25 protein-coding genes, 1 tRNA gene, 1 other RNA gene and 1 riboswitch are annotated in these 24,999 nt (G+C 67.1%); of the genes, 18 read left to right on the forward strand and 9 right to left on the reverse strand.

What is annotated here, in order from left to right:
• Positions 1-2 precede the first annotated feature (2 nt).
• The 4 genes from secG to AC3WRN_RS09630 all read left to right on the forward strand — a co-directional run bounded on the left by secG (position 3) and on the right by AC3WRN_RS09630 (position 1,837).
• Entirely contained in the window at positions 3-455 is a 453-nt protein-coding gene (secG, locus tag AC3WRN_RS09615; RefSeq protein ID WP_492622802.1) for a preprotein translocase subunit SecG, read from the forward strand.
• Between the two features lie 11 nt (positions 456-466).
• A tRNA-Leu gene (locus AC3WRN_RS09620) sits at positions 467-551 on the forward strand.
• Positions 552-767: 216 nt separating this feature from the next.
• Positions 768-1,004: a hypothetical protein gene (locus tag AC3WRN_RS09625; RefSeq protein ID WP_492622803.1), complete on the forward strand. Its 237-nt coding sequence runs from the start codon at positions 768-770 to the stop codon at positions 1,002-1,004.
• Positions 1,005-1,183: 179 nt separating this feature from the next.
• The gene (locus AC3WRN_RS09630; RefSeq protein WP_492622804.1) at positions 1,184-1,837 is read left to right on the forward strand and encodes a response regulator; all 654 of its coding nucleotides are present in this window, start codon (positions 1,184-1,186) and stop codon (positions 1,835-1,837) included.
• A gap of 95 nt (positions 1,838-1,932) precedes the next feature.
• Here AC3WRN_RS09630 and AC3WRN_RS09635 read toward each other — a convergent pair whose 3' ends face one another.
• On the reverse strand, positions 1,933-5,082 hold the full coding sequence (locus AC3WRN_RS09635) for an Rne/Rng family ribonuclease (protein WP_492622805.1): 3,150 nt from the start codon (positions 5,080-5,082) through the stop codon (positions 1,933-1,935).
• Between the two features lie 335 nt (positions 5,083-5,417).
• Here AC3WRN_RS09635 and AC3WRN_RS09640 point away from each other — a divergent pair, with 335 nt between their 5' ends.
• On the forward strand, positions 5,418-6,416 hold the full coding sequence (locus AC3WRN_RS09640; protein ID WP_492622806.1) for an RluA family pseudouridine synthase: 999 nt from the start codon (positions 5,418-5,420) through the stop codon (positions 6,414-6,416).
• Here AC3WRN_RS09640 and AC3WRN_RS09645 read toward each other — a convergent pair whose 3' ends face one another.
• Positions 6,417-6,761 (reverse strand): 4a-hydroxytetrahydrobiopterin dehydratase, encoded by a 345-nt coding sequence (locus tag AC3WRN_RS09645; protein ID WP_068090415.1) that lies wholly within the window; start codon positions 6,759-6,761, stop codon positions 6,417-6,419.
• A gap of 152 nt (positions 6,762-6,913) precedes the next feature.
• Here AC3WRN_RS09645 and AC3WRN_RS09650 point away from each other — a divergent pair, with 152 nt between their 5' ends.
• A complete protein-coding gene (locus AC3WRN_RS09650) occupies positions 6,914-7,522 on the forward strand; it encodes an NfuA family Fe-S biogenesis protein (RefSeq protein WP_492622807.1) in 609 nt (202 codons plus the stop codon).
• 61 nt (positions 7,523-7,583) lie between these two features.
• Here AC3WRN_RS09650 and AC3WRN_RS09655 read toward each other — a convergent pair whose 3' ends face one another.
• Complete coding sequence (locus AC3WRN_RS09655) at positions 7,584-7,937, reverse strand: c-type cytochrome (RefSeq protein ID WP_068090411.1); 354 nt, start codon at positions 7,935-7,937, stop codon at positions 7,584-7,586.
• A 19-nt stretch (positions 7,938-7,956) separates the two neighbouring features.
• The gene (locus tag AC3WRN_RS09660; protein WP_068090462.1) at positions 7,957-8,280 is read right to left on the reverse strand and encodes a c-type cytochrome; all 324 of its coding nucleotides are present in this window, start codon (positions 8,278-8,280) and stop codon (positions 7,957-7,959) included.
• 201 nt (positions 8,281-8,481) lie between these two features.
• Here AC3WRN_RS09660 and ssrA point away from each other — a divergent pair.
• Positions 8,482-8,835: a transfer-messenger RNA gene (ssrA, locus tag AC3WRN_RS09665) on the forward strand.
• A gap of 56 nt (positions 8,836-8,891) precedes the next feature.
• Here ssrA and smpB read toward each other — a convergent pair.
• Entirely contained in the window at positions 8,892-9,383 is a 492-nt protein-coding gene (gene smpB / locus AC3WRN_RS09670) for an SsrA-binding protein SmpB (protein ID WP_068090409.1), read from the reverse strand.
• A gap of 265 nt (positions 9,384-9,648) precedes the next feature.
• Here smpB and AC3WRN_RS09675 point away from each other — a divergent pair, with 265 nt between their 5' ends.
• Together AC3WRN_RS09675 and AC3WRN_RS09680 are read left to right on the forward strand one after the other, a co-directional pair.
• A complete protein-coding gene (locus tag AC3WRN_RS09675) occupies positions 9,649-10,080 on the forward strand; it encodes a type II toxin-antitoxin system RatA family toxin (RefSeq protein WP_492622808.1) in 432 nt (143 codons plus the stop codon).
• Entirely contained in the window at positions 10,073-10,351 is a 279-nt protein-coding gene (locus tag AC3WRN_RS09680) for an RnfH family protein (RefSeq protein ID WP_068090406.1), read from the forward strand. The genes AC3WRN_RS09675 and AC3WRN_RS09680 overlap by 8 nt, the downstream gene beginning before the upstream one ends.
• A 31-nt stretch (positions 10,352-10,382) precedes the next feature.
• On the opposite strand, the gene AC3WRN_RS09685 is transcribed toward AC3WRN_RS09680, so the two are convergent.
• Entirely contained in the window at positions 10,383-10,841 is a 459-nt protein-coding gene (locus AC3WRN_RS09685) for an outer membrane protein assembly factor BamE (RefSeq protein WP_068090405.1), read from the reverse strand.
• 77 nt (positions 10,842-10,918) lie between these two features.
• On the opposite strand from AC3WRN_RS09685, the gene fur reads away from it, so the two are divergent.
• Positions 10,919-11,341 carry a ferric iron uptake transcriptional regulator gene (gene fur / locus AC3WRN_RS09690; RefSeq protein WP_068090404.1) on the forward strand — a complete coding sequence of 141 codons (423 nt, stop codon included), beginning with the start codon at positions 10,919-10,921 and terminating at the stop codon, positions 11,339-11,341.
• A 324-nt stretch (positions 11,342-11,665) separates the two neighbouring features.
• On the opposite strand, the gene AC3WRN_RS09695 is transcribed toward fur, so the two are convergent.
• The gene (locus tag AC3WRN_RS09695) at positions 11,666-13,261 is read right to left on the reverse strand and encodes an MASE1 domain-containing sensor histidine kinase (RefSeq protein ID WP_492622866.1); all 1,596 of its coding nucleotides are present in this window, start codon (positions 13,259-13,261) and stop codon (positions 11,666-11,668) included.
• A gap of 95 nt (positions 13,262-13,356) precedes the next feature.
• Here AC3WRN_RS09695 and AC3WRN_RS09700 point away from each other — a divergent pair, with 95 nt between their 5' ends.
• Positions 13,357-13,992, forward strand: coding sequence for a response regulator transcription factor (locus tag AC3WRN_RS09700; protein WP_068090403.1), 636 nt, complete (start codon positions 13,357-13,359; stop codon positions 13,990-13,992).
• A gap of 23 nt (positions 13,993-14,015) precedes the next feature.
• On the opposite strand, the gene recN is transcribed toward AC3WRN_RS09700, so the two are convergent.
• On the reverse strand, positions 14,016-15,689 hold the full coding sequence (gene recN, locus AC3WRN_RS09705; protein ID WP_492622809.1) for a DNA repair protein RecN: 1,674 nt from the start codon (positions 15,687-15,689) through the stop codon (positions 14,016-14,018).
• A gap of 128 nt (positions 15,690-15,817) precedes the next feature.
• On the opposite strand from recN, the gene hrcA reads away from it, so the two are divergent.
• The 6 genes from hrcA to AC3WRN_RS09735 all read left to right on the forward strand — a co-directional run bounded on the left by hrcA (position 15,818) and on the right by AC3WRN_RS09735 (position 22,920).
• Positions 15,818-16,888 (forward strand): heat-inducible transcriptional repressor HrcA, encoded by a 1,071-nt coding sequence (hrcA, locus tag AC3WRN_RS09710; protein WP_492622810.1) that lies wholly within the window; start codon positions 15,818-15,820, stop codon positions 16,886-16,888.
• 80 nt (positions 16,889-16,968) lie between these two features.
• Positions 16,969-17,499 (forward strand): nucleotide exchange factor GrpE, encoded by a 531-nt coding sequence (grpE, locus tag AC3WRN_RS09715; RefSeq protein WP_492622811.1) that lies wholly within the window; start codon positions 16,969-16,971, stop codon positions 17,497-17,499.
• 133 nt (positions 17,500-17,632) lie between these two features.
• The gene (dnaK, locus tag AC3WRN_RS09720; RefSeq protein ID WP_492622812.1) at positions 17,633-19,549 is read left to right on the forward strand and encodes a molecular chaperone DnaK; all 1,917 of its coding nucleotides are present in this window, start codon (positions 17,633-17,635) and stop codon (positions 19,547-19,549) included.
• Positions 19,550-19,658: 109 nt separating this feature from the next.
• The gene (gene dnaJ, locus AC3WRN_RS09725) at positions 19,659-20,786 is read left to right on the forward strand and encodes a molecular chaperone DnaJ (RefSeq protein ID WP_492622813.1); all 1,128 of its coding nucleotides are present in this window, start codon (positions 19,659-19,661) and stop codon (positions 20,784-20,786) included.
• Between the two features lie 57 nt (positions 20,787-20,843).
• Positions 20,844-21,644, forward strand: coding sequence for a 4-hydroxy-tetrahydrodipicolinate reductase (gene dapB, locus AC3WRN_RS09730; protein ID WP_492622814.1), 801 nt, complete (start codon positions 20,844-20,846; stop codon positions 21,642-21,644).
• Between the two features lie 55 nt (positions 21,645-21,699).
• Positions 21,700-21,891, forward strand: a riboswitch (yybP-ykoY riboswitch).
• A 24-nt stretch (positions 21,892-21,915) separates the two neighbouring features.
• The gene (locus AC3WRN_RS09735) at positions 21,916-22,920 is read left to right on the forward strand and encodes a sodium:calcium antiporter (RefSeq protein ID WP_492622815.1); all 1,005 of its coding nucleotides are present in this window, start codon (positions 21,916-21,918) and stop codon (positions 22,918-22,920) included.
• A 42-nt stretch (positions 22,921-22,962) separates the two neighbouring features.
• Here AC3WRN_RS09735 and AC3WRN_RS09740 read toward each other — a convergent pair whose 3' ends face one another.
• Positions 22,963-23,658 carry a 2OG-Fe(II) oxygenase gene (locus tag AC3WRN_RS09740; protein WP_492622816.1) on the reverse strand — a complete coding sequence of 232 codons (696 nt, stop codon included), beginning with the start codon at positions 23,656-23,658 and terminating at the stop codon, positions 22,963-22,965.
• Between the two features lie 213 nt (positions 23,659-23,871).
• Between AC3WRN_RS09740 and carA the strand changes: the two genes are divergently transcribed.
• Positions 23,872-24,999 carry a glutamine-hydrolyzing carbamoyl-phosphate synthase small subunit gene (gene carA / locus AC3WRN_RS09745; RefSeq protein ID WP_492622817.1) on the forward strand — a complete coding sequence of 376 codons (1,128 nt, stop codon included), beginning with the start codon at positions 23,872-23,874 and terminating at the stop codon, positions 24,997-24,999.

A 24,999-nucleotide genomic window follows, 5' to 3' on the forward strand; every position in this document is an offset into this window, starting at 1 on the left:
TTATGTTCGTCATTTTCAGCGTGTTCTACATCCTGATTGCAGCGGCGATGATCGTGCTGATCCTGCTGCAGAACGGCGCGGGTGCCGATGCCGGTTCCGGCTTCGGCGGCGGCGCGTCGGCCACGGTGTTCGGCGCGCGTGGCTCGGCCACGTTCCTGACCCGCGCCACCGGCGTCCTGGCCGGCCTGTTTTTCCTGCTCAGCCTCGGCATGGGCATCTATCTGCACGGCAATGGCGCGCCGCACACCAATGCGGAAGATCTGGGTGTGATGGCCGCGCTGGCCGACAAGCATCCCGCCGCCGGCAAGCCGGCTCCGGCCGCACCGGCGACCGGCTCGGAAGTCCCGGCCGCAACCAACAACGCCGTCCCGGCCGCACAGCCGGCGGCAACCCCCGCTCCGACCCAGGGTCAGGGCGAGGTGCCGGCAGCCCCTGCGCCGCCGGCCAAGCACTGAGCAACACACCTGCCCAGGTGGCGGAACTGGTAGACGCACTACCTTGAGGTGGTAGCGCCGCAAGGCGTAGGGGTTCGAGTCCCCTCTTGGGCACCACATGCGTGGCTTCGGTGAATTCCACCGAAGTTGCAGGAAACGGGAGAACCGCCTTCGGGCGGTTTTTTCGTTTTCGTGTTTCGATGAATGGAGGCAGCGGGTCGTACCCACACCACGCGGTGATTTCCCCACACAAGCTGTAGGCATGGGACGACATATCGGTCATTTCCGCATGTGGCACCTTTGGCTGATTGATGGGAAGAGGAAATAGCTGCCATGGTGACTATTTCGCTGAAGCAATCGGCCGCAGGCGACTGGAGCATCTGCCGTTGCCACGTCAAGCTGTTCGGTGACCTGCAGCTGGGACCGGCGATCACGCTGGCCAGGGAAGTGGCTCGCGATGAATATCGGCGCATGGGGCACCAGGTTTGCGTCGAGATGCCCGGGCCGGTTGCCGCGATCGTGCTGGCGCGCTACGCCGGCCGGCCGGCGGACGGCACGCTGGCGGCTTGAATCTCGCGCGGATTGGCCCGTTGCATCGCGTCGGGATGCGGAAGCTGGCGGTGGTTGCAAGCCGTCGGCGACGTTGCATGCGGCCAGCCGCATCGTCTGGCGCACGGAAGTGCCGAATGGCTTGCAATGGAGCTCCGTGCGGCCTAATTTCATGCAGCCCAACCAGGGAGGGCGTCATAGTGATCAACGTGGTTCTGGTGGACGATCACGAGCTGGTTCGCACCGGCTTCCGGATGATCCTGCAGCAACAGACCGACATCAATGTCGCCGGCGAGGCGGGCAGTGCCGAAGAGGGCCTGCACCTGATCCGTACGCTGGCGCCGGACATCGCGCTGGTGGATGTGCACATGCCCGGCATGAGCGGGATCGAGCTTACCGAGCGCGTGTGCCGATCGAAGATGTCCACGCACATCGTCATCGTGACGGTGGTCGACGATGCGCGGTTCCCCAAGCGGCTGCTCGACGCCGGCGCGCTCGGCTACCTGACCAAGGGCTGCAGTGCCGGCGAGCTGGTTTCGGCAGTGCGCCAGGTGGCCGGTGGGCGGCGTTATCTCGCTCCGGCGGTGGCCCAGCAACTGGCGCTGGCCACGCTCGACGGCAGTGCCTCGCCGTTCGATGTGCTGTCCAGCCGCGAGCTGGAGGTGGCGATGATGCTGGTGCGCGGCAAACCGCTGACGATCATCGGCGAGCAACTCAGCCTCAGCCCGAAGACCGTGTCCACCTACAAGCAGCGGCTGATGGAAAAGCTGCAGGTGGATCACGTGCTCAGCCTCGCGCACCTGATGACCGTGCACGGATTGATCGATACGCCGAACCATCACGTCGGCAACTGAGCCCGGACGGTGTGGCAGGCGGGAGGCACCGCCAGAAGCTAAAAAAAAACCGGACGCGAGTCCGGTTTTTTTCGCCTGGGCAGTGCGGCGACGAATCAGCCGAGCGAATCGTTCTTCTGCACGCCGGATTCGTCCTGCGGCGGCACGGACGCACGCTTGTCTTCCTCGTCACTCGTCGCTGCCGGTGTTGCCGCCCTGGCCAGCAGGTCGCCCTGCCTGGGCAACGGGACGACCGGGCCGGCATCGACTGGCTGGTCGGGCGCACCTGCGGCGTAAGCTGTCGTCGCGATACCCGCGGGGTGGCCAACCTGGTGGCCCGCCGGCACCGCTGGAGTGGTCGCCGTCGGTTCCGCCGTCGCCGCAGTTGCGGGTTCTGTCGACGTTGGCTGCACCGCGACCGTCACCGCGTGTTGCTGCGCCGCCGCGGGAGCCGGTCGGTCGAGCGTGATGGCGGGCGCCTCAGTCACGATGGCGACTGCCGGCGTGGTGGATGCGATCGTGGTCGTCGCCACGGCCTCGCCCGCGCGGGTCGCCGTTGCCGGTCCGGTCGGCAACGCATCGGAAGATGCCGGTACCGACGTGGCAGCAGGGTGAATCGTGATCGTATCCTGCCCGGCGTCCGCCGCCGGGGATTGCGCCTGGTCGGGGATCGGCGGCAGGACGGGCAGGTTGAATGCCGTTGCGACGGCTGCCGCGGACGTGGCGATTGCCGGCGGCTGGCCGTCGATCGTGGCGGCGGGCTTGTCGGCTGCGGGCTGGCTGATCGGAGCGGCCGTGTGGCTGCCGTTTGCCGAGGCTGTCAGTGGTGCCGGTTCACGTGGCGATTTTTCGGGAGCGGCCGGAGTGGCTGCTGCCGGCGCCTCGGCGGATTCCTCGTCGCGATCCTCGTCGTCGAGCGCCTGGGCCTGCACGCTGTCGGGCTGCGCATCGCTCGCAGCGCCTTCGTCGTGACGGCGACGGCGGCGGCCGCCGCGACGGCCGCGCCGACGGCGCGACTGGCCGCCGTCGGCGTCCATCGCCTGCTCGGCGGATTCCGGCGCCGTCGACGTAACCGGCGGCGTGAGCAGCAACTCGGTTTCCTTGGCGGCGTCATCCAGAGGCGCGGCGGCCGGGTGTTCGTCATTGGCGGCTACGCGTGGCTGTCGTTCGGCCTTGGGCTGCGGTGGCGGATTCGGCTTGCGCTCGGTACGCGCCGGGCTGTTTTCGCCGACGGGCCTGGGCTGGCGCTCCGCCTTGCCGGCTTGTGCCGGAGCCTGCTGTGACGGGCGTGGTGATGCTTCGTTGCTGCGCTGGCGGTTGCCGCGCGGCTGTTGCTGGGCAGTTGCCGGTTTCGGCGATGCCGGCTGCTGCGCCGTATCGCGGCGTGGCTGGCGCGACGATGAGGCGTTCGCGCCACTGGCGTTGCGGTTGCCGCGCTCGTCGCGACGGTTGCGTTGGCCAGTGTCGTTGCCGGCATCGGCGCGTTTCGCCGCCGGAGTCGGGGCCGGCGACGCCGCTTCGGCGCTGCGGAACCAGCCCAGCAGGCGCGAAATGATGCCCCCGGTGGGCGCACTGTGGGCCGCCGCCGGGATGGCTGCGGGCTGGCGGCGCGTGGCGGGCTGCGCAGGGGCAACCGGGGCAGCGACGATTTCCTCGCGCACCGGGGCGGGGCTGGCCGGCACGATGCCGCTCACCGCGGGCTGTTCGCCACTGCCCAGGGCCTGGCCCATCTTCGGCAGTTCGGCGGGTTCCACCGCAGTGAGGCGCTCGTAGCTGGGTTTGCTGTGCTCGCCCATGTCCGCTTCGCGGATGCGCTGGATCTCGATGTGCGGGGTTTCCAGCTTCTCGTCGGCGACGATCACCACGTGCGCCCTGTGGCGCAGTTCGATCTCGACCACGCTGGCGCGCTTCTCGTTGAGCAGGAAGTTGGCGACGCTGGTGGGCGCCTGCACCAGCACCTGGCCGGTGTTGTCCTTCATCGCGTGTTCTTCGACCAGGCGCAGGGTCGACAGCGACAGCGATTCCACGCCGCGGATATGGCCGTGGCCCTCGCAGCGCGGGCAGACGATCTGGGTGGCTTCGCCCAGGCTGGGGCGCAGACGCTGGCGCGACATCTCCAGCAGGCCGAAGCGCGAGATGCGGCCGATCTGCACGCGGGCGCGATCCTGCTTCAGCGCTTCCTTCAGGCGGTCTTCCACTTCGCGCTGGTGCTTGGGGCTGTCCATGTCGATGAAGTCGATCACGATCAGGCCGCCGGCATCGCGAATGCGGCACTGCCGGGCGATTTCCACCGCCGCCTCGCAGTTGGTGTTGAACGCGGTCTCCTCGATGTCGCTGCCCTTGGTGGCCTTGGAGGAGTTGATGTCGATCGCGGTGAGCGCTTCGGTCTGGTCGATCACGATCGAGCCGCCGGACGGCAGCCTCACCTGGCGGTCGAACGCGCTCTCGATCTGCGTCTCGATCTGGTAGCGGGTGAACAGCGGGGTGTCGTCCTTGTACAGCTTGAGCTTGCGCAGGGCGTTCGGCATCACCTGCTGCATGAAGTCGCGGGCGTCGTTGTACAGCGATTCCTCGTCGATCAGGATTTCGCCGATGTCGCTGCGCAGGTAGTCGCGCAGCGCGCGGATGAACAGCTTGGATTCCTGGTAGATCAGGAACGGCGCCTTCTGCTTGCCGGCCGCCTCGGAAATCGACTTCCACAGCTGCAGCAGGTAGTCCAGGTCCCACTGCAGTTCTTCGGCGTCGCGGCCGAGGCCGGCGGTGCGCACGATCAGGCCGACGTCATCCGGCACGGTGACGTGGTCAAGGGCTTCCTTCAGCGCCTGCCGGTCCTCGCCCTCGATCCGGCGCGAGACGCCGCCGGCTTTCGGGTTGTTCGGCATCAGCACCATGTAGCGGCCGGCCAGGCTGATGAACGTGGTCAGGGCGGCGCCCTTGTTGCCGCGCTCTTCCTTCTCCACCTGGACGACGACTTCCTGACCTTCCTTGATCAGTTCGCGGATGTTCGCCTTGTGCGGGTCCAGGCCCGGGGTGAAATACTCGCGGGAGATTTCCTTCAGCGGCAGGAAGCCGTGGCGCTCGGCGCCGTACTCGACGAAGCAGGCTTCGAGTGAAGCCTCAACCCGAGTGATTCGACCCTTGTAAATATTGGACTTTTTCTGTTCCCGCGAAGGGATTTCGATGTCCAGGTCGTACAGGTTCTGGCCATCGACAATGGCCACGCGCAACTCTTCACGCTGAGTCGCGTTGATCAACATGCGTTTCATGGTGGTAATCCTCGGCTTGGCCGCGCGTCGCGTGCCGCGGTGGCGCCGCAGTGGCGGCCTGCCGGGGATCGCGCCGCTGCGGTTAAGCGGCAATAAAACGGCACCGTTTCCGGCGTCGGGATGATTCGGTCAGCTACGCCTGCCGCCCCGATGCCTCGATCGCATCGGACAAACAGCAGCCCGAACCGTTACGATGAAAGGGAGTCGCGACTGGCCGCCCGAAGGCAACCGGAGCAATCCTCGCCGACGTTACGGGCGGGCACTCGACCCGATCCAGACTTCGGCGGGCAGAATGTGGCGCCCGCCAAGTATCCTATTTCATCAGGTTTTTTTCAATGCAGACGGCAACTTCCCATGACGCACCTCACGGTGTACGTCAAGTCGAGATCGGCCCGGAGCGGGACGGCCAGCGGATCGACAACGCGCTGGTGAACCTGCTCAAGGGCGTGCCCAAGAGCATGATTTATCGGCTTTTGCGTACCGGCCAGGTGCGCGTGAACGGCAAGCGGGCCAAGCCGGATACCCGTCTCGTCGAGGGTGATACCCTGCGTATTCCGCCCGTGCGGATGGCGGAACGGCCGGAGCGGGAAGGGCCGCCGACCGGCCAGGTGGCGGAGGTGGCCGACGCGGTCATTTTCGAGGACAAGCATTTCCTGGTGATCGATAAGCCGGCCGGCGTGGCCAGCCATGGCGGCAGCGGGGTCAGCCATGGCGCGATCGAACTGTTGCGTGCGGCCCGTCCGCAGGAGCACCTGGAACTGGTGCACCGGCTGGACCGCGACACCAGCGGCGTGCTGGTGTTCGCCCGTACGCGGGCGGGTCTGACTGGGCTGCAGGCGGCGATCCGCGCCGGCGAAGTCACCAAGCAGTACCTGTGCCTGATGCTCGGCCACCCTTCCAAGGCGAAGTTCGACGTCAACGCGCCGTTGCTGAAATCGGTGATGCAGGGCGGCGAGCGGATGGTACGGGTGTCCGACAACGGCAAGCCGTCGCTGACGTTTTTCCGCGAGATGGAGCAGTACCCCAGCGCCCGCCTGATGCAGGCCACGCTGGGTACCGGCCGCACCCACCAGATCCGCGTGCATGCGGCGCATATCGGCCATCCGCTGGCCGGCGACCCGAAATACGGCGATCGGGAGATGAACAAACGCTACCGCGAGATGGGCCTGAGCCGGATGTTCCTGCACGCCTCGCACATGAGTTTCGACCTGGACGGGCGTTCCTACAGCTTTTCCGCGCCGCTGCCCGACGACCTCAAGGATTTCCTCGATGTGCTGGCAGTGAAAGGCAAACGGCTAGTATGGATGCAGGAGAAGTCGCGCACCGACTTCTGATCAGCGCGCCAGCAGGGCTTCGACCCGTGCCGCGCAAATGAAGTCGTTCAGCGACAGGCCGCCCACGTCGTGGGTCGACCAGAGCACCTGGCAGTGGCCGTAGCCGGCCTCGAGATCCGGATGGTGATCCTCCTGGTTGGCCATGAAGCCCACCGCGTTGATGAAGCCTAGCGTGTGGCGGAAGTCGGCGAAGCGGAAATCCTTGGCGATCGCCGCGCCATTACCGCGCAGTTGCCAGCCTGGCGGCAGCTGCAGCAGCAGTTCGGCCACCTGTGCGGCATCCAGCGCGTGTTCCTTGCCCTTGCGCGGCTGGCAATGCCGGTTGGCCAGGTCGTTGGCGTTCATGGGAGCTCCCTGTGGGCTGAAAGTCGGATGCGAAGCGTCGAAGTTGCGCGTGAAAAAGTCAAAGCGCGCATCGTTTTCAAAACAGGACTAAAATGGTGCTGATTCAACGGCGAGGTTCGCCGGCACCCGTCAATGGCGAGAGTGGAGCAGGCATGATCGAGATTTCCGAGCGCGCGCAGCAGCATTTCCTGCGGCTTCTTTCCCAGCAGGGCATCGACGGGCTGGGCATTCGCCTGCGGGTGACCTCGCCGGGGACGCCGGCGGCCAACTGCGAGCTGGAGTTCTGCGAGCAGGAGGATCTTGCCGGCGGGGAATGGACGATCGAATGCGCCGGCTTCGATTTCCATGTCGATGGCGACAGCGCCAGCTGGCTGGACCAGGCCAGCATCGACTTCGAACCCAATGCCACCGGCGGCCAGCTGAATATCCGTGCGCCGAAAATCAAGGGCGACGTGCCCGGCGTCGAAGCCGGGCTGATCGAGCGCGTGCGCTACGTGCTGGAAGCGGAAATCAATCCGAAGCTGGCCTCGCACGGCGGCCGGGTCAGCCTGCTGGAGATCGATGCCGACGGCGCGGTGCTGCTGCAGTTCGGCGGCGGCTGCCACGGCTGCGGCATGGTCGACGTGACGCTGAAGCAGGGCGTGGAGAAGACCTTGCGCGAACGGGTGCCCGAGATCACCGCGGTGCGCGACGCCACCGACCATTCCGGTGGCAAGAAGCCGTACTACAGCAAGACCGAAGGCAAGTCGGCGATCGCCTAGCGGCGTGAAAAACCAAGGCCCGCGGGAGCGGGCCTTGGCGAGCGTACGGTTTGCGACGGACTTATTTGCTGCCGCTGACGTGGCCCTTCAGCGTGTCGAGCTTGCTCGGCAGGCTGGAGAAGTACGCGGAAACGTCCTCGATGTCCTGGTCGGACAAGGTGGCCACCATGCCCTTCATGATCGGGTTGTCGCGCTGGCCGTCCTTGTACTCGTGCAGCACGCGCTGCAGGTAGAGGTTGTACTGGCCGGCGAGGCGCGGATACTGCGGATCGACCGAGTTGCCGTCGGTGCCGTGGCAGGCGAAGCAGGTGGCGGCCTTCTGCTTGCCGTTCTCGATATTGCCGTTGGCCAGCAGCGAGGTGGAGGCGAGCGCCAGCGCGACGCCGAATGAAAGCAGGGTAAGCACACGTTTCATGCGGGGAATCCTTGACAACTTACTTGGCGAGGCTGGAGAGATAGGCGGCGATGTTCTGGATGTCCGTGTCGGACAGGCTCTGCGCCTGCGCATCCATGGTCGGGTGCTTGCGGTCGCCACTCTGGTAGCCGTGCAGCGCATTGACGATGTAGAGCTCGTTCTGGCCGGCGATCTTCGGCACCGGGTACTGCGGGTAGGCGTTGGTGTAACCGGGCACGCCGTGGCAACCGGCGCAGGTGTAGATCAGTGCACGTCCGGCGGCCTTGTCGCCTTCGGCGTGGGCGCTGGTGGCGGCGAAGAGGGCTGTGGCCACGGTCAGGCCGAGCAATGGCAATCGAGTCATCGAGATCATTCCCACGAGTGCGACGGATACGGGAGCACGCAAGTCACCAAGTATAGACGTTGCGTTTACGCCCTAACAACACATCGGCTTGATGTTGGTCAATGTTTGCACAGCGCGCATTCGATAGGGCCGCCTTCAGCATGCGGCATTGCCGTTGCGATCCGCGCCCCCATATACTGGCGCAGTCAGATCGTTTTCCCCGGGGGTGTCCTGGCTTCGACGGGGGTAGTGAGATGACCTGGTGCATGCCGAGGGGGCAGCTTTCCTCGTTAATCCAGCAGCAAACTCATAGTTGCCAACGACGACAACTACGCTCTGGCCGCTTAAGGCCTAGCCCCGAACCCACTTGTGCTCGTGCTCGTCGGTGTAGGGTCATTATCACGGGATCGCCGAAGACTGCCGCCTGGCGGTACTAGGTCAAATCAATCAGGCTGGTTCCGCGGTGCGCCTCGCCCATCGTGCTTGTCGCGGAACGAGATCGAACGATGAGCTAAGCATGTAGATCCGGGCGTTGAACGCCTTCGGACGCGGGTTCGACTCCCGCCACCTCCACCAACACAGAACCCCCGAGCGATCGGGGGTTTTTTTTCAGGACTGGTGGCCGCAGCGGATCAGGTTGCGCGGTTGTGCGAGCGCATCGTGCGCTGTTTCTCGATCTGCCAGTCGCGCTGCTTCTCGGTGTCGCGCTTGTCGTGTTCCTGCTTGCCGCGGGCGAGCCCGATCTCGACCTTCACCTTGTTGCCCTTCCAGTACATCGCGGTGGGCACCAGGGTGTAGCCCTTGCGCTCGACCGCGCCGACCAGCTGGTCGATCTCCTTGCGATGCAGCAGCAGTTTGCGGGTGCGCCGGTCCTCGGCGATGACGTGGGTGGATGCGCTGATCAGCGGCGGGATCGAGGCGCCGACCAGGAAGATCTCGTTCTTCAGGACGATTGCGTAGCTGTCGCCGAAGTTGATCCGGCCCGCGCGCAGCGCCTTCAGCTCCCAACCCTGCAGCGCGATGCCGGCCTCGAAGCGCTGGTCGATGTGGTACTCGAAACGCGCGCGCTTGTTGAGCGCGATGGTGCCGCTGCCCTTGTTGTCCTTGTCCTTTGCCTTGGCCATGTCCGCTAAACTTCGCGGCACTGGGCGGCCACTTTGCCTGCCAGCCCCAATGGGACGGCGCTTATTTTATGAGTGCATCCATGGATGGATGCTTCTTGATCTTCGCATTCAGGGACGAATGCAGGAACCACTGCGTGCATCCACGGATGGATGCTTTTCGATCTTCGCATTCATGGACGAATGCAGAAACCACCGAGTGCATCCATGGATGGATGCTTTTTGATCCTTGCATTCATGGACAGATGCTGGAACCACCGAGGTCGCCGTGATCGAAATTCGTCGCAGTGCACTGGTGAAGCATTCGCCGGCGCAGATGTTCGACCTGGTCAATGATGTGGAAGCATACCCAAAGCGCTTCTCCTGGTGCGTCGGTGCCGCGGTCCTCGATCGCCGGGACAACGTGCTGGTGGCGCGGCTGGATCTCAAGTTTGCCGGGTTCCACCAGAGTTTCACCACGCGCAACACGGTCGACCCGCCGCGGCGCCTGCAGATGGATCTGGTCGACGGCCCGTTCCGCAGCCTGGAGGGCGTGTGGGATTTCATCGCGCTGGGCGATGCCGGCTGCAAGGTCGCGTTCGCGCTGGATTTCGATTACGCCGGCCGGCTCGGCGGTGGTGCCTTGAAGCTGGGTTTCCAGGGGCTGGCCGGGCGCATGGTGGACGATTTCTGCCGCGAGGCCGAGCGCATCCATGGCTGAGCGCACGATCCGCGTCGAGGTGGTCTACGCCGGGACCGGGCGCCCGGTCGTACGCCAGATCGAACTGGCAGAAGGCAGCACGGTGATGCAGGCGATCGACGCCGCGGGTTTGGCCGCGGTGGTTCCGGGCGGGGCGATCGACCCGTCACGCCTGGGCATCTTCGCGCGCAAGGTGCCGCCGGACCGGATCGTGCGGCAGGGCGATCGGATCGAGGTCTACCGCCCGCTCATGCTCGATCCGATGGAAGCGCGCCGCCGCCGCGCCCGCTGAACGTCGCGGCGGCGCCGCATCCGGTGTCCGATCAGTGGCCGTCCTGGCTGCCCTGACCGAAGCCGCCGTCGTTCTTCTTGTCGTCCGGGGACGTGCTCTTGTCGCCCTTGGTCTCGGTGGCCGGGTAGCCGGCGCTGTACTTCTTGCTGTCCTTGACCAGCTGCTGGGCATCCTGCGCGAAGAAATCGCCTTCGGTGTGCACCAGCGTGTCGTTGTTGAAGGTCAGCGTGAACGTGCGCACTTTGATGGGGCCGCCGCGGTGGGACTGGGTGGAGACGTAATCCCAGCGGCTCTGCTCGAACGGCGTGCTGACCGAGGGGGTGCCCATCAGCACCAGCACCTGATGCTTGGTCATGCCGGGCTTGAGCTGATCCACCGTTTTCTTGTCGAGCAGGTTGCCTTGCTGCACATCGGGCGTGTAGACGAGGTGACAGCCGGTGATGGAGAGCGCCAGCACGGCGAAAACCAGCAGGGTGATCAGCTTTTGCATGCGTGTTGCGTCCGGATCGTGAAGGTGTCGGATGATACACTACCGGCCTGAAAACGCCGTGTGCGGGGAGTGGATCTATGGAACAGGAAACCAAAGAGCTGCGCCGGGTCGGTCTCAAGGTGACCCATCCGCGGATGCGCATCCTGCAGATCTTCGACGAGGAGGAGGGACATCACCTCACCGCCGAGGATGTCTACAAGAAGCTGCTTGCCCACCAGGAAGACATCGGCCTGGCGACGGTGTACCGCGTGCTGATCCAGTTCGAGGCGGCAGGCATCGTCGTCAAGCACAACTTCGAAGGCGGCCAGGCCGTCTATGAACTCGATCGCGGCAAGCACCACGACCACATGATCGATGTGGACAGCGGGAAAGTGATCGAGTTCGTCAGTGAGGAGATCGAGCGCCTGCAGCACGAGATCGCCGCACGGCACGGTTATGTGATCGAGGATCACAGCCTGGTGCTGTACGTCCGGCCGAAGCACCGTCAGCGCAAGAGCTGAGCCGCGCATCGTCCGGCATGGCGGTGCGCACCGGGTGGCGCGCATGAAATAAGGTTCTTCGCGGAAGTCCGGGGAACGGGCATAAAAAAGCCGCGGGGAGGACTCCTGTCCGCCCGCGGCTTGCTCCCCTACCTGTCGGTCGGCATAGGCGAATGGCTCGCGTATGCCCGTGTTCCTCGCCAGGTAGCGGCGAAACGGCGTCCTGCCGTTTTTCAGGGGCCCCGTCCCCACGGAGACCCTGATCCACCATCTTGCGATGGTGGCTCCCCCACATCGATAGGCCATCCTAACGAGCCCTTCACTTTTCCGGTATCGGAAAAATTCCTAGGGTTGCCGATGACCTTCCGGTCGGCTGTTGCTGCGCAGCAAAATCCGCAAGTGCACACCGGCAGGCGAGGGGCGCAGGCGGAACTGGCCGCCGAGCGAGGTGACCCGGTCGCGCATCCCCTGCAGGCCGCGCCCCCCGCGGGGTAGCCGGCTAGGCAGGCCGGTACCGTCATCGCGCAGGTCGAGCATGGCCACCGCAATGCCCTGGCGCTCGCCGATCCGCAGGCGCAGCCGGAACTCGCTGGCCTTGGCGTGCTTGACGGCATTGGTCGCGCTTTCCTGGGCCAGTCGGTAGATCGCGGTGCGGGTGTCGTCGTCGAGCAGGCGCGGGTCGCCGTGCAATTCGGTGCGATAGACCATGCCGGCGGCGCTCAGCAGATCGCGGATCGGGCCTTCGTCGAGCGCGCGCAGCAGCCCGAACTCGTCCAGTACGGCGGGGCGCAGGTCGTCCAGCAGGCGGTGCAGGGCGCGCCGCATGTGGGCCAGGATGGCATTGATCGAGGTGCTGATGTCTTCCATGCCGGCCTGGTACAGGCGGGCCTGGGCCAGTTTCACGTGGGTCTGGATCGCGGTGATGTTCTGCCCCAGTTCGTCATGCAGCTCCGCCGCCAGGTGCCGGCGCTGGTTCTCATCCGCCTGCAGGTTGCCGCGGGCGGCATCGCGCAGCTGATGGGCGAGTTGGTCGAGCCGGCGGTTGACCGCGCCAAGGTAGACGTTCTGCTCGGCGACCCGTTCACTGCTTCGGCGCAGGGCGTCGGTGGCGGAGCCGAGCATCAGCGCACCGGTTCCCGCCACGGCCAGGAACAGGTAGGCCGCGGCCGTCGATGGCGCGTGGCCCAGGTGCTGGTCGGCCAGGGTCATGCCGAGGCTGGTGATGAGCATGGCCAGGCTGGCGCCGCGCCAGCCGTGACGGAACGCGAAGAACAGCACCGGCGCGAGCGACAGCACCCGGGCAAATTGCGGTTGTGGCGCGGCCCGTTCGGACAGCACCAGCAGGATCACCATCGACGGCAGCATCACCAGCACGCCGTCCACGAGCAGGCCGGCCAGGGCCCGTTGTTCCACCCGGGTGCGCAGCAACATGATCATCAGCGGGACGACCAGCAGGATGCCCAGGTAATGGCTGAGCAGTTCCTCGCCGAGTACACGTACCATCAGGTCCGGCGAACCCGGCGTGCTGACCAGGGCCAGCAGGGCGGCGTCGACGACGGTGGTCGCCGTCACCACCAGCACCGCCGAAAGCAGCAGCCGGGTCACGTCCTGCGGAGTGTGCAGGCTGGCGTGCAGGTCGAGCCGCCGCAACGGCCATAGCGCGGCGGCCATCACCAGCGGCTCGGGCAGCTCGCCGAGGGCGAAGCCGGCCCAGCCCTGGGGCAGCCCATGGGCCAGGCTGATGCCGGCGGTTGCGGTCAGTTCCGCACCAAGCAGCCAGCCCCAGCAGCGCACCGGGGTGAGCAGCAGGGCGCCGAAGCGCAGGCCGTAGGGCAACATCCAGTAAGGCTGCACGGTCGGCCACAGCAGCAGCCACAGCAGCAGGTAGCCGACGGCGAGCAGGGGACCGGAATCGGGCAGGCGGAGGGGGTTCAGGCGCATGCGCGGATGGTACATGCGCGATCCGCCGGGGTGTCCGCTTTCCGTGTCGGCGGGGATGTCGGGCGCGGAACGGAATCCCTGTGTAAAGTAGCGGGATGTACAGCATTGTTCTGGTCGACGACCATGCCATCGTCCGCGAGGGCTTCAAGCGGCTGATCGAGATGGAGGCGGACCTCGACGTGGTGGCCGAGTGCCGCAGCGCCGATGACGCGGTGGAAGCGGTCAACCACTGGCGCCCCGATCTCGTGGCGCTGGATCTGTCCCTGCCCGACGGCAGCGGGTTGCCGCTGATCGAGCACCTGCTCAGCGTGCATGCGCAGACGCACGTGGTGGTGTTGAGCATGCACGACGGCGAGCCGTACGTGTCCGAGGCGCTGCGCCGCGGCGCCAGCGGCTACGTGACCAAGGGCGTGGCGCCGGAAGAACTGGTGGCCGGCCTGCGCGCGGTGATGCAGGGCGAGTGTTTCCTCAGCTCCGACCTGCGCCAGCGCCGCGCCGAGCGGCCGAATGCGGCGCTGGATCCGATCAACCGGCTGACGGCGCGCGAGCGCGAGGTGTTCCTGCTGCTGGCCGGCGGCCGCACGCCGAAGCAGGTGGCGGCGGAGCTGGGCATCGGCCAGAAAACCGTGTACATCCACCGCGCCAGCCTGATGGGCAAGCTGGCCGCAGGTTCGGAACTGGACCTGTACCGGATGGCGAGCGAGCGCGGGATGCTGGCGTCGGCGGGCTGATCGGGCCGGGCGGTTCGCCGCACTCAGGCGGTCTGCGCCCGATCCAGCATCTGTTTCGCGTGCGCCCGCGTCTCGCGGGTGATCTCCACGCCGCCCAGCATGCGGGCCAGCTCGTCGCGGCGACCGCCGGCATCGAGCCGTTCGATCCGCGTGCGGGTGGAATCGCCGTCGCTGTGCTTGCTGACCTTGAGATGCGCGTGGCCCTGCGCCGCCACCTGCGGCAGGTGGGTGACACACAGCACCTGGCGCCTGGCGCCCAGCGCCCGCAGCTTCTGGCCGACCACTTCGGCGACCGCGCCGCCGATGCCGGTGTCGACCTCGTCGAAGATCATGCAGCCGACGGTGTCCTTGCCCAGGGTGGCCACCTCGATCGCCAGGCTGATGCGCGCCAGTTCGCCGCCGGAGGCCACCTTGCGCAGCGGCCGCGGCGGTTGGCCCGGGTTGGCGCTGACCAGCAGCTCGCAGCGTTCGCGGCCCTGCGGGTCCGGCTCGTCGCCGCCGGCCGCCTCCAGTTCGATGCGCAGCACGCCGCCGGCCATGCCCAGCTCGGCCATCAGCGCGCTCACCTCTTCGCCGAGCCGGGCAGCGGCGTCGGCGCGGGCCTCGCTCAGCTGCGTCGCCGCGGCCGTGTAATCGTGCTGCAGGCGCTGGCGCTGCGCAGCGAGCTTTTCCAGCGCATCGCCGGCACCTTCGAGTTCGCCCAGTTCGAGGCGCAGGGCGTCGAGCCGGTCGTGCAGTTCAGCCAGAGGCAGCCGGTGCCGGCGCGAGAGTTCGTGCAGGCGCGCCAGGTGCTGGTCCACTTCCGCATAGCGCTCCGGGTCGAGATCGACATCCTGCGCATAGCGCACCAGGCCGTCGGCGGCTTCGCCGAGTTCGATGCCGGCGTTGTCGAGCAACTCCAGCAGCGGGGCCAGCTTGCCGTCGATCGCCGCGAGCTTGCCCAGTTCGGCGTGGGCGCGGCCGAGTGCACGGCGCAGCGCGAATTCGCTGTCGCCGTCGAGCCGCTCGACCACGCCGGCCGTGCCCTCGGCCAGCCGGCCGGCGTTGGCGAGGCGCTTGTGGCTGGCCTCCAGTTCGTCCAGTTCGGCCGGCGGCAGCGCCCATTGCTCCAGCTCGCCGAGCTCGTGGCGCAGCATCTCGATGCGCCGGTCGCGATCGTCGCCGCCGCTGAGCTTGCGCATGCGCGCGCCGAGCTCGCGCCACTGCGCGGCGCTGTCGCGCACCCGCGCCAGCAAATCGTCGTGGCCGGCGTAGGCATCCAGCAGGGCCAGCTGGTGCGGGCGCGACAGCAGCGCCTGGTGCTCGTGCTGGCCGTGGATCTCGACCAGCAGGGCGGCCAGTTCGCCCAGCTGGCGGGCGTTGGCGGGGCGACCGTTGATCCAGGCCTTGGAACTGCCTTCGGCACGGATCACCCGGCGCAGCTGGCAGCCGCCGTCCTCGTCCAGTTCCTCGCGCCGCAGCCACTGGCGCGCTTCCGGCAGTTCGGCCAGGTCGAATTCGGCGGCCAGCTCGGCGCGGTCGCTGCCGGCACGCACCATGCCGCTGTCGGCGCGGGCGCCAGCCAGCAGCATCAGCGCGTCGACCAGCAGCGACTTGCCGGCGCCGGTTTCGCCGCTGACCACGGTCAGGCCGGGGCCGAACGCGACCTCGGCGGCTTCGACAACGGCAAAATGGCGGACGTAGAGCGAAGTGAGCATGGGCAGGCGGATGGTGGGATGACCGGATTGTAGCGGGAGCCCGTGGCCGTGCACGCAGGGCACGTTCCACTTGCAAGCCGCGCGCGCAGACCTTATTTCTGTCGGGTCTCAAGGATCGCTACAGACGCATGATCAATCCGCATGGCCACGACCTCGACGCCCGCGCCCGCCGCCTGTTGCGCACGCTGATCGCCCAGTACCTGGTCGATGGCGAGCCGGTCGGCTCGCGTACGCTGTCGCGTTCGTCCGGCCTGGACGTCAGCCCGGCCACGATCCGCAACATCATGGCCGACCTCGAGGACGCCGGCCTGGTCGCCTCGCCGCACACTTCGGCGGGACGGGTGCCCACGCCGCGCGGCCTGCGCCTGTTCGTCGACAGCCTGATCGAGCTGCAGCCGCTGCCGCGTGCGGAGATGGCCCGCCTGCAGCGCGAGCTGCCGCCGGGGCCGACCACCACGCGCGATCTGCTCGGCAACGTGTCGACCCTGCTGTCGGCGATGACCCATTTCGCCGGCGTGGTCACGGTGCCGCGCCAGGCCGATTTCCCGCTGCGGCACATCGACTTCGTGGCGCTGCCGGATGCGCGAGTGCTGGTGATCCTTGTGTTCAGCGACAACCAGGTGCAGAACCGCATCGTGCAGCTGGCCCGGCCGCTGGACGGCCGCGAGCTGGAGCAGGCGGCGAACTATCTGAACAGCCACTTTGCCGGCCTGCGCGTGGACGACATCCGCGCCGGCCTGCTGGCCGAGGTGCGCAAGACCGGCAGCGAGCTGAACCGGCTGCTGGCCAGCACGGTGGAGCTGGCCACGGCCTCGTTCGCGCCGCCGGCCAGTGGCCCGAGCGGCCCGGACGTGCTGGTCAGCGGGCAGACCAACCTGATGGGCTACTCCGAGCTGGCCGACCTGCAGCGCCTGCGCGAACTGTTCGAGGCGTTCCAGCAGAAGAACGAGCTGCTGCAGCTGATGGAAGTCTGCGCCCGGGCGCCGGGCGTGCGGCTGTTCATCGGCGAGGAATCCGGCTTCACCGCGCTCGACGGCTGCAGCGTGGTCACCGCCAGCTACGGCGTGCAGGGACGCGTGCTCGGCGCGGTCGGCGTGATCGGCCCGACACGGATGGCCTACGAGCGGGTGATCCCGGTGGTGCAGGCCACCGCCGGATTGCTCAGCGACGCCTTGAATCGCGCCGCCACGACCCTATAACCGCAGCGGGAGGCGGTTTTTTGGCAAATCTGGACGGTCGGACTCGCTGCCGGCCATGAACTTTCCTTTTGGAGTGATGCATGCAGAACAACGATCCGCAGTCGCCGGGCGAGGCGCCGGTCCGGGGCCAGCCCGCCGAGTCGACCATCGAGATGGAGAACCTGCAGGCGCGCGTGGCCGAGCTGGAGGCGAGCAATGCCGAGTTGCGCGAGACCGTGCTGCGCGAAAAGGCCGAGCTGGAGAACCAGCGCCGCCGCCTGCATCGGGACCTGGAGCAGGCCCGTCGCTTCGCCAACGAGAAGCTGCTGGGCGAACTGCTGCCGGTGTACGACGGGCTGGAAAGCGGACTGGCCATCGAGGGCGGCGACGTGGCCTCGATCCGCGAGGGCCTCGGCCTCACCCTGAAAGCGTTGCTCAAGGTAGCCGAGAGCCATGGCATGTCCCAGGTCGATCCGCTGGGCCAGCCGCTGGATCCGGAGCGCCATCATGCCGTGAGCATGGTCGAGGCGCCGGGCCAGGCGCCGGGCACCGTGGTCAACGTGCTGCAGAAGGGCTACGTATTGAACGACCGCCTGCTGCGCCCCGCGCTGGTCGCGGTGGCCAAGGACTGAACACCGAACAGCGCGCCGGTTGCCGCGCAGGAAATCGCACAAGGGGCATTGCCGGCATTGAATCGTCCGGGCAGACCCCCATCTGGAAACCATCGCGGCCGCGGGGGCCGCAAGAAAAATTCGGAGAGCACACATGGGCAAGATCATCGGCATCGACCTGGGCACCACCAATTCCTGCGTGGCGATCATGGACGGCAGCACCACCAAGGTCATCGAGAACTCGGAAGGCGACCGCACCACGCCCTCCATCGTCGCCTTCACCAAGGACGGCGAGGTGCTGGTGGGTGCCTCCGCCAAGCGCCAGAGCGTGACCAACCCGAAGAACACCTTCTACGCGGTGAAGCGCCTGATCGGCCGCAAGTTCACCGACTCCGAGGTGCAGAAAGACCTGCACATCGTGCCCTACGGCGTGATCGCCCACGACAACGGCGACGCCTGGGTGCAGACCTCCGACGGCAAGAAGATGGCGCCGCAGGAGATCTCCGCCAAGGTGCTGATGAAGATGAAGAAGACCGCCGAGGATTATCTCGGCGAGACGATCACCGAAGCGGTGATCACGGTGCCGGCCTATTTCAACGACAGCCAGCGCCAGGCCACCAAGGACGCCGGCCGCATCGCCGGCCTCGAGGTGAAGCGCATCATCAACGAGCCGACCGCGGCCGCGCTGGCCTACGGCCTGGACAAGAAGGGCGGCGACCGCAAGATCGTGGTGTACGACCTCGGCGGCGGCACCTTCGACGTGTCGATCATCGAGATCGCGGAAGTCGACGGCGAGAAGCAGTTCGAGGTGCTGGCCACCAACGGCGACACCTTCCTCGGCGGCGAGGACTTCGACATGCGCGTCATCGACTACCTGGTCGAGGAGTTCCAGAAGGAGCAGGGCATCGACCTGCGCAAGGATCCGCTCGCGCTGCAGCGCCTGAAGGACGCCGCCGAGCGCGCCAAGATCGAGCTGTCCTCGAACCACCAGACCGACGTGAACCTGCCGTACGTGACGGCCGACGCGTCCGGCCCGAAGCACCTCAACATCAAGCTGACCCGGGCCAAGCTCGAGGCGCTGGTGGAGGACCTGATCAAGCGCACCATCGAGCCGTGCCGCACCGCGCTCAACGACGCCGGCCTGCGCGTGGCCGACATCAACGACGTGATCCTGGTCGGCGGCCAGACCCGCATGCCGAAGGTGCAGGAGGCGGTAAAGGACTTCTTCGGCAAGGAGCCGCGCAAGGACGTCAACCCCGACGAGGCCGTCGCCGTGGGCGCGGCGATCCAGGGCGGCGTGCTGGGCGGTTCGGTCAAGGACGTGCTGCTGCTCGACGTCACCCCGCTGTCGCTGGGCATCGAGACGATGGGCGGCGTGATGACCAAGCTGATCGAGAAGAACACCACGGTGCCGACCAAGGCCTCGCAGACCTTCTCCACCGCCGACGACAACCAGACCGCGGTGACCGTGCACGTGCTGCAGGGCGAGCGCGAGCGCGCCAGCGCGAACAAGTCGCTGGGCAAGTTCGACCTGCAGGGCATCGAGCCGGCGCCGCGCGGCATGCCGCAGATCGAGGTCACCTTCGACATCGACGCGAACGGCATCCTGCACGTGTCGGCCAAGGACAAGAAGACCGGCAAGGAACAGAAGATCGAGATCAAGGCCGGTTCGGGCCTGTCCGAGGAAGAGATCGCGCGGATGGTCGCCGACGCCGAGGCGAACAAGGAAGAGGACAAGAAGTTCCACGAACTGGTCGCCACCCGCAACAAGGCCGACCAGCTGGTGCACGCCACCCGCAGCGCGCTGAAGGAGCACGGCGGCAAGGTGCCGGCCGATCAGCTCAGCAGCATCGAGGGCGCGCTGTCCGACCTGGAGAAGGTCAAGGACGGCGAGGACAAGGCGGCGATCGAGGCCAAGGTCGGCAAGCTGGAGCAGGTGGCGCAGGCGCTGTACGCGGCCGCGCAGGGCGGCCCGGCCGATGCCGGCGCGCAGTCCGCACCGGGCGGTTCGGCCCAGCCGGACGACGTGGTCGACGCCGAGTTCACCGAAGTGAAGGACAACAAGCAATAATCGGCACCGTCTTCGGTATGGCCGACTGACCAGCCCGCGCCAGGCATCCTCCCGGCGCGGGCTGTTTTGCTGATCGGGACAAGGTGTGGCAAGCAGTGTGGATGCATGAATGAGCAAGCGTGACTACTACGAGGTGCTGGGTGTCGAACGCAGCGTCAGCGAGGTCGAACTGAAGAAATCCTTCCGTCGGCTGGCGATGAAATACCATCCGGACCGCTGCCCGGACGATCCCACCGCGCAGGAGAAATTCAAGGAGGCCAAGGAGGCCTACGAGGTGCTGTCCGACGCTTCGAGGCGCGCGATGTACGACCAGCACGGCCATGCCGCCTTCGAGCACGGCATGGGTGGTCGTGGCGGCGCCGGCTTCGGCGATGTCGGCGACATCTTCGGCGACATCTTCGGCGATATTTTCGGCAGGGGCGGCGGCGGGCGCGGGCGTCCGCGGCGCGGCGCCGACCTGCGCTATGTGATGGAGCTGGACCTGGAGGAGGCCGTGTTCGGCGTCAGCCGGCAGATCGAGGTGCCGGCCCAGGTCAACTGCCATCATTGCAACGGCAGCGGCTCGGAGGACGGCAAGGTCAGCAAGTGCAAGACCTGCAACGGCCACGGCCAGGTGCGCATGCAGAACGGCATCTTCTCGATCCAGCAGGCCTGCCCGCACTGCGGCGGCAGTGGCCAGGCGATCGAGAAGCCGTGCAGGAAATGCCATGGCGAAGGCCGTCTCGAGGAAACCCGCACGCTGTCGGTGCAGATCCCCGAGGGCGTCGACAACGGCGACCGCATCCGCCTGACCGGGCAGGGCGAGGCCGGCCCAGCCGGCACGCCGGCCGGCGACCTGTACGTGGAAGTGCGCGTACGCGAGCACGCGATCTTCCAGCGCGACGGCAACGACCTGTATTGCGAGCTGCCGATCCGTTTCTCGCAGGCTGCGCTCGGCGCCGAATTGCCGGTGCCGACGCTGGAAGGCGAGGTGCCGATCAGCATTCCGCCCGAAACGCAGACCGGCACCCAGTTCCGCCTGCGCGGCCGCGGCGTGAAATCGGTGCGCAGCAGTCGCCACGGCGACCTGATCTGCCGCGTGGTGGTGGAGACACCGGTACGCCTGACCAGGCTACAGCGCGAGCTGCTCGCGTCGCTGGAGGCCACCTTCGACGGCAACGACGCCGGCAAGCACACGCCGCGTGCCAAGGGCTGGGTCGACGGCGTGAAGAAGTTCTGGTCGAAAGTCACCACGTGAGACCGCGGGCACACGCGCTAGCATGTGCCGACCGACGTTTTTGACTGGAGCGCGCCGATGATCCGCCCCCTACGCCTTGCCATCAGCGGCGCTTCCGGCCGCATGGGCCATGCGCTGTTGGCGTTGCTCGACGACGACGCACGCTTCGGGCTGGTGCACGCGGTGGTGGCGCCGGGTTCGGTCCACGACGGCCGGCCCGTGTTTGCCGGCGTCGCGGATTCGCTGCGTTATGCGCACGACTGGAGCCAGGCGCCTCAAGTTGACGTGATCATCGACTTCAGCGGCCCGGCCGGCTTGGCGCTGGCGCTCGACCGCTGCCTGGCGCACGGCATCGCCCTGGTCAGCGGCACCACCGGCATCGATGCGTCGCTGGAGGCGAGGCTCGCCGACGCCGGCAAGCACATCGCGATCCTGCGTGCCGCCAATTTCAGCCTCGGCGTGGCGGTGCTGACGCGCTTGCTGCGCGAGGCGTCGGCGGCCTTGCCGGCGTGGGACCTGGAGATCGTCGAGGCGCACCACGGCCGCAAGCAGGACGCACCCTCAGGCACCGCGCTGGCACTCGGTCGCGCTGCCGCCGAGGCGCGCCAGACCACGCTGGAGACCGCCGCGGTGTACTGCCGCGAGGGCCGGACCGGCGAGCGGATCGGGGGCAACATCGGTTTCGCGGTGGTGCGCGGCGGCGACATCGTCGGCGAACACACCGCCATGCTGATCGGGCAGGGCGAGCGGCTGGAACTGGCCCACCGCGCCACCGACCGCTCGATCTTTGCACGCGGCGCCCTGCAGGCGGCGCACTGGCTGGCCGGCCGCAGCGCCGGGCACTGGCAGCTCGAGGACGTGATCGCCGGGCCGCGCTGAAACGCGCCGCTGGCTCGCCGGCCTTGTCACGCCCGGCGGCGGCCACTACCATCGGCGACCTGTCATTGGGGAGTAGCCAGCCTCGTCCCCAGAGGCGTCCGCATCAACAGACTTGGCCGCCATGTTTCCGGCGCCATGGTGCGGACAGCAGCCGCCACCACCAGGTGGCGCCTTGCCCGGCGAGACCTTTGGCCAGCGACATGTTCACCCGGCCGGGCGAGCGGTGTCGTTGCGCCATCGGTTCATCCGTTCGCCCGGCCCCGTGCAATCCATGCTGCTCACTTTCTGCCTGTTCCTTGGTTCGGCCGGCGCGATCTATCTCGCCTGCGAATACTTCGTCAACGGCGTCGAATGGTTCGGCCACAAGCTGAGGCTCGGCGCGACCGCCACCGGCACCGTGCTGGCGGCCTTCGGCACCGCCTTGCCCGAAAGCGCAGTGACCTTCGTCGCGGTGATCTTCGGCAAGACACCGGAGGCGCGCGACATCGGCGTGGGCGCCGCGATGGGCGGGCCGCTGGTGCTGGCCACGATCGCCTACGCAGTGGTGGGCGTGGCACTGTGGTGCAACCGTGGCCGCCTGAAACGTACCGACCGGCTGGTGCGGGTCGACCACCAGCGGCTGGCCCACGACCAGGCCTGGTTCCTGGCGATCTTTGCGGTCAAGGTCGGCCTGGGCCTGGTGGCGTTCGCGATCAAGCCGCTGCTGGGCGTACTGTTCCTGCTGGCCTACACGCTGTACGTGTGGCGCGAGGTGCGCAGCGACGACAGTGCGCCGGACGATGAAACGCTGGATCCGCTGAAGTTCCGCCTGGGCGATGCCGACCCGGCCCTGCGCTGGGTAGTGGCGCAGACGGTGGGGGCGCTGGTGGTGATCGCGGCCGCCTCGCGGGTGTTCGTCAGCCAGTTGGAGGCGATCGGCGTGGCGTTCTCGCTGCCGCCGCACCTGGTCGCGTTGTTGCTGAGTCCGGTGGCGACGGAATTGCCGGAAACGCTCAACGCGCTGATCTGGGTGCGCCAGGGCAAGGAGCGCCTGGCCTTGGCCAACATCTCGGGCGCGATGATGATCCAGGCCACGATCCCCAGCGCGTTGGCGATCTTCGCTACGCCATGGCTGTTCGATGCGCCGCTGATCGCGGCCGGTATGCTGACCGCGATCGCCATCGGCTATCTGTGGTGGCTGTTCCATCGCGGCCGCGTCGATGCGCGCTGGCTGCTGCCGGTCGGGCTGCTGTACGGCGTGTTTGCCGCATTCGTGGCGTGGCACTTCGCTCACTGAAGCCTTGTGCGCGCCGGCCATGCTGCTGGCGCGCACAAGGCTTCAGTCGGGGTGCGAGGCGTTGCGGTCGCGGCCGGCGCCGAACCGGGTGTCCAGCTTGCCGAACAGTTTCTTGAACGCGCGCGAGAATTTGCCGCGCTTCGTCTTGCGCAGCTTTTCCTCCTCGCTGGTGAGCCACGCCACCTGGATCACCCGCCGCTCGCCCTCGTAGGGCAGGTGGCCGTGGAAGGAGTTCTCGCAGCGCTTGAACACGGCGAACTCGCCGTACAGCGGGATCAGCTCCGGCGCCGCGATGCTGTCGATGTCGTCGATCCGGTGCAGGAACCGCAGGCAACCGTCGCTGGTGTCCGGCCATCGCGTGTTCAGGTAGATCAGCGCGGTGGCCACCTTGGACCGGCTGTCGGTATGGATGGTGCCATGCCGCTTGTTCAGCAGGCGGCACAGCGTCACCAGCGTCGGGTATTGGCCGAGGTCGTCGATGCCCAGCCGTTGCCCGATGGCGTGTGCAAACGCCGGCGAGGTCATGTTCTCGATCAGTGCATTGATGCTCGGTCCGCAGTCGTCCGGGTCGTACGGGAAGAAGCCGGCGCTGGTATAGCGGGGGAAATCGCGTTCCAGTTCGTCGCGCACCTCGTCCGGAAGCTGGCCGTGGGCCATCATGAACGGGAAGGGCTGGCGCTGAACCATGGTGTCCGGGCGATCGAGGCGTGCGGGATCGAGCAGAACGGCAGCACTCATGGGACATCGGACTCCAGCGAAAAGTGGCTTAGTGTAGCGCTGGCCGATCGACCCGGAAGAGCGGAACGTCGCGGGATTCATGTTCCGTGAGGTGGACAGAAACGGCATTGCCGCATACAATTTCCACCCGCCCAGATCCTTTCCTTCCCAAGCTCCACAAGCCGGCAATCGTGCGGCTTGCGGACTTTGCTGCATCCAAAAGGCGGTTACCGTATGCCTCAACCTGCCCTGCTGGCCCTCGAAGACGGCAGCGTGTTCCATGGTCACGCCGTCGGCGCCACCGGCGAAACCGTCGGCGAGGTGGTCTTCAACACCGCGATGACCGGCTACCAGGAGATCCTCACCGATCCTTCGTACAGCCGGCAGATCGTCACCCTGACTTACCCGCACATCGGCAACACCGGCATCAACGCCGAGGATGCCGAGTCCACGGCCGTGCACGCCGCCGGCCTGATCGTGCGCGACGTGCCGCGCCGGGCCAGTAACTGGCGCAGCAGCGAAAGCCTGCCCGACTACCTGAAGCGCCACGGCATCGTCGCCATCGCCGGCATCGACACCCGTCGGCTCACCCGCATCCTGCGCGACAAGGGCGCACTGGCCGGCTGCATCGCGGCAGGCGAGCAGGTGGACGCCGAGGTTGCGCTGGCCAGGGCACGCGCGTTCCCCGGCCTCAACGGCATGGATCTGGCCAAGGTGGTCAGCACCACCAGGCCCTACCGCTGGACGGAAGGCAGCTACGACCTGGATCGCACCGCCTTCAACCAGCCGTCCAAACGCTTCAAGGTGGTGGCCTACGATTTCGGCACCAAGCTCAACATCCTGCGCCTGCTGGCCGAACAGGGCTGCGACATCACCGTGGTGCCGGCACAGACGCCCGCTGCCGAAGTGCTCGCCATGAAACCCGACGGCGTGTTCCTGTCCAACGGTCCGGGCGATCCGGCGGCGTGCGACTACGCCATCGAGGCCACGAAGCAGCTCATCGACGCGAAGATCCCGCTGTTCGGCATCTGCCTCGGCCACCAGCTGATGGGCCTGGCGCTGGGCGGCAGGACACTGAAGATGAAGTTCGGCCACCACGGCGCGAACCATCCGGTGAAGGACCTGGACGACGGCCGCGTGCTGATCACCAGCCAGAACCACGGTTTCGCGGTGGACCCGGCCACGCTGCCGGCGAACGTGCGCGTCACCCATACCTCGCTGTTCGACGGCTCGCTGCAGGGCTTCGCGCTCACCGACCGCCCGGCGTTCTGCTTCCAGGGCCACCCTGAAGCATCCCCCGGCCCCCACGACATCGGTTACTTGTTCGACCGGTTTGCCAAGCTGATGCAGGAGGCCCGCTGA

It is taken from the genome of Rhodanobacter sp. FW101-FHT13A11 (genome assembly GCF_058790335.1).

Coding starts and splice junctions, on each gene's coding strand:
- secG (WP_492622802.1), top strand. CDS start 3: ATGTTCGTCATTTTCAGCGTGTTCTACATCCTGATTGCAGCGGCGATG.
- AC3WRN_RS09625 (WP_492622803.1), top strand. CDS start 768: ATGGTGACTATTTCGCTGAAGCAATCGGCCGCAGGCGACTGGAGCATC.
- AC3WRN_RS09635 (WP_492622805.1), bottom strand. CDS start 5,082: ATGAAACGCATGTTGATCAACGCGACTCAGCGTGAAGAGTTGCGCGTG.
- AC3WRN_RS09640 (WP_492622806.1), top strand. CDS start 5,418: ATGCAGACGGCAACTTCCCATGACGCACCTCACGGTGTACGTCAAGTC.
- AC3WRN_RS09645 (WP_068090415.1), bottom strand. CDS start 6,761: ATGAACGCCAACGACCTGGCCAACCGGCATTGCCAGCCGCGCAAGGGC.
- AC3WRN_RS09650 (WP_492622807.1), top strand. CDS start 6,914: ATGATCGAGATTTCCGAGCGCGCGCAGCAGCATTTCCTGCGGCTTCTT.
- AC3WRN_RS09655 (WP_068090411.1), bottom strand. CDS start 7,937: ATGAAACGTGTGCTTACCCTGCTTTCATTCGGCGTCGCGCTGGCGCTC.
- AC3WRN_RS09660 (WP_068090462.1), bottom strand. CDS start 8,280: ATGACTCGATTGCCATTGCTCGGCCTGACCGTGGCCACAGCCCTCTTC.
- smpB (WP_068090409.1), bottom strand. CDS start 9,383: ATGGCCAAGGCAAAGGACAAGGACAACAAGGGCAGCGGCACCATCGCG.
- AC3WRN_RS09680 (WP_068090406.1), top strand. CDS start 10,073: ATGGCTGAGCGCACGATCCGCGTCGAGGTGGTCTACGCCGGGACCGGG.
- AC3WRN_RS09685 (WP_068090405.1), bottom strand. CDS start 10,841: ATGCAAAAGCTGATCACCCTGCTGGTTTTCGCCGTGCTGGCGCTCTCC.
- fur (WP_068090404.1), top strand. CDS start 10,919: ATGGAACAGGAAACCAAAGAGCTGCGCCGGGTCGGTCTCAAGGTGACC.
- AC3WRN_RS09695 (WP_492622866.1), bottom strand. CDS start 13,261: ATGCGCCTGAACCCCCTCCGCCTGCCCGATTCCGGTCCCCTGCTCGCC.
- AC3WRN_RS09700 (WP_068090403.1), top strand. CDS start 13,357: ATGTACAGCATTGTTCTGGTCGACGACCATGCCATCGTCCGCGAGGGC.
- recN (WP_492622809.1), bottom strand. CDS start 15,689: ATGCTCACTTCGCTCTACGTCCGCCATTTTGCCGTTGTCGAAGCCGCC.
- hrcA (WP_492622810.1), top strand. CDS start 15,818: ATGATCAATCCGCATGGCCACGACCTCGACGCCCGCGCCCGCCGCCTG.
- grpE (WP_492622811.1), top strand. CDS start 16,969: ATGCAGAACAACGATCCGCAGTCGCCGGGCGAGGCGCCGGTCCGGGGC.
- dnaK (WP_492622812.1), top strand. CDS start 17,633: ATGGGCAAGATCATCGGCATCGACCTGGGCACCACCAATTCCTGCGTG.
- dnaJ (WP_492622813.1), top strand. CDS start 19,659: ATGAGCAAGCGTGACTACTACGAGGTGCTGGGTGTCGAACGCAGCGTC.
- dapB (WP_492622814.1), top strand. CDS start 20,844: ATGATCCGCCCCCTACGCCTTGCCATCAGCGGCGCTTCCGGCCGCATG.
- AC3WRN_RS09735 (WP_492622815.1), top strand. CDS start 21,916: ATGCTGCTCACTTTCTGCCTGTTCCTTGGTTCGGCCGGCGCGATCTAT.
- AC3WRN_RS09740 (WP_492622816.1), bottom strand. CDS start 23,658: ATGAGTGCTGCCGTTCTGCTCGATCCCGCACGCCTCGATCGCCCGGAC.
- carA (WP_492622817.1), top strand. CDS start 23,872: ATGCCTCAACCTGCCCTGCTGGCCCTCGAAGACGGCAGCGTGTTCCAT.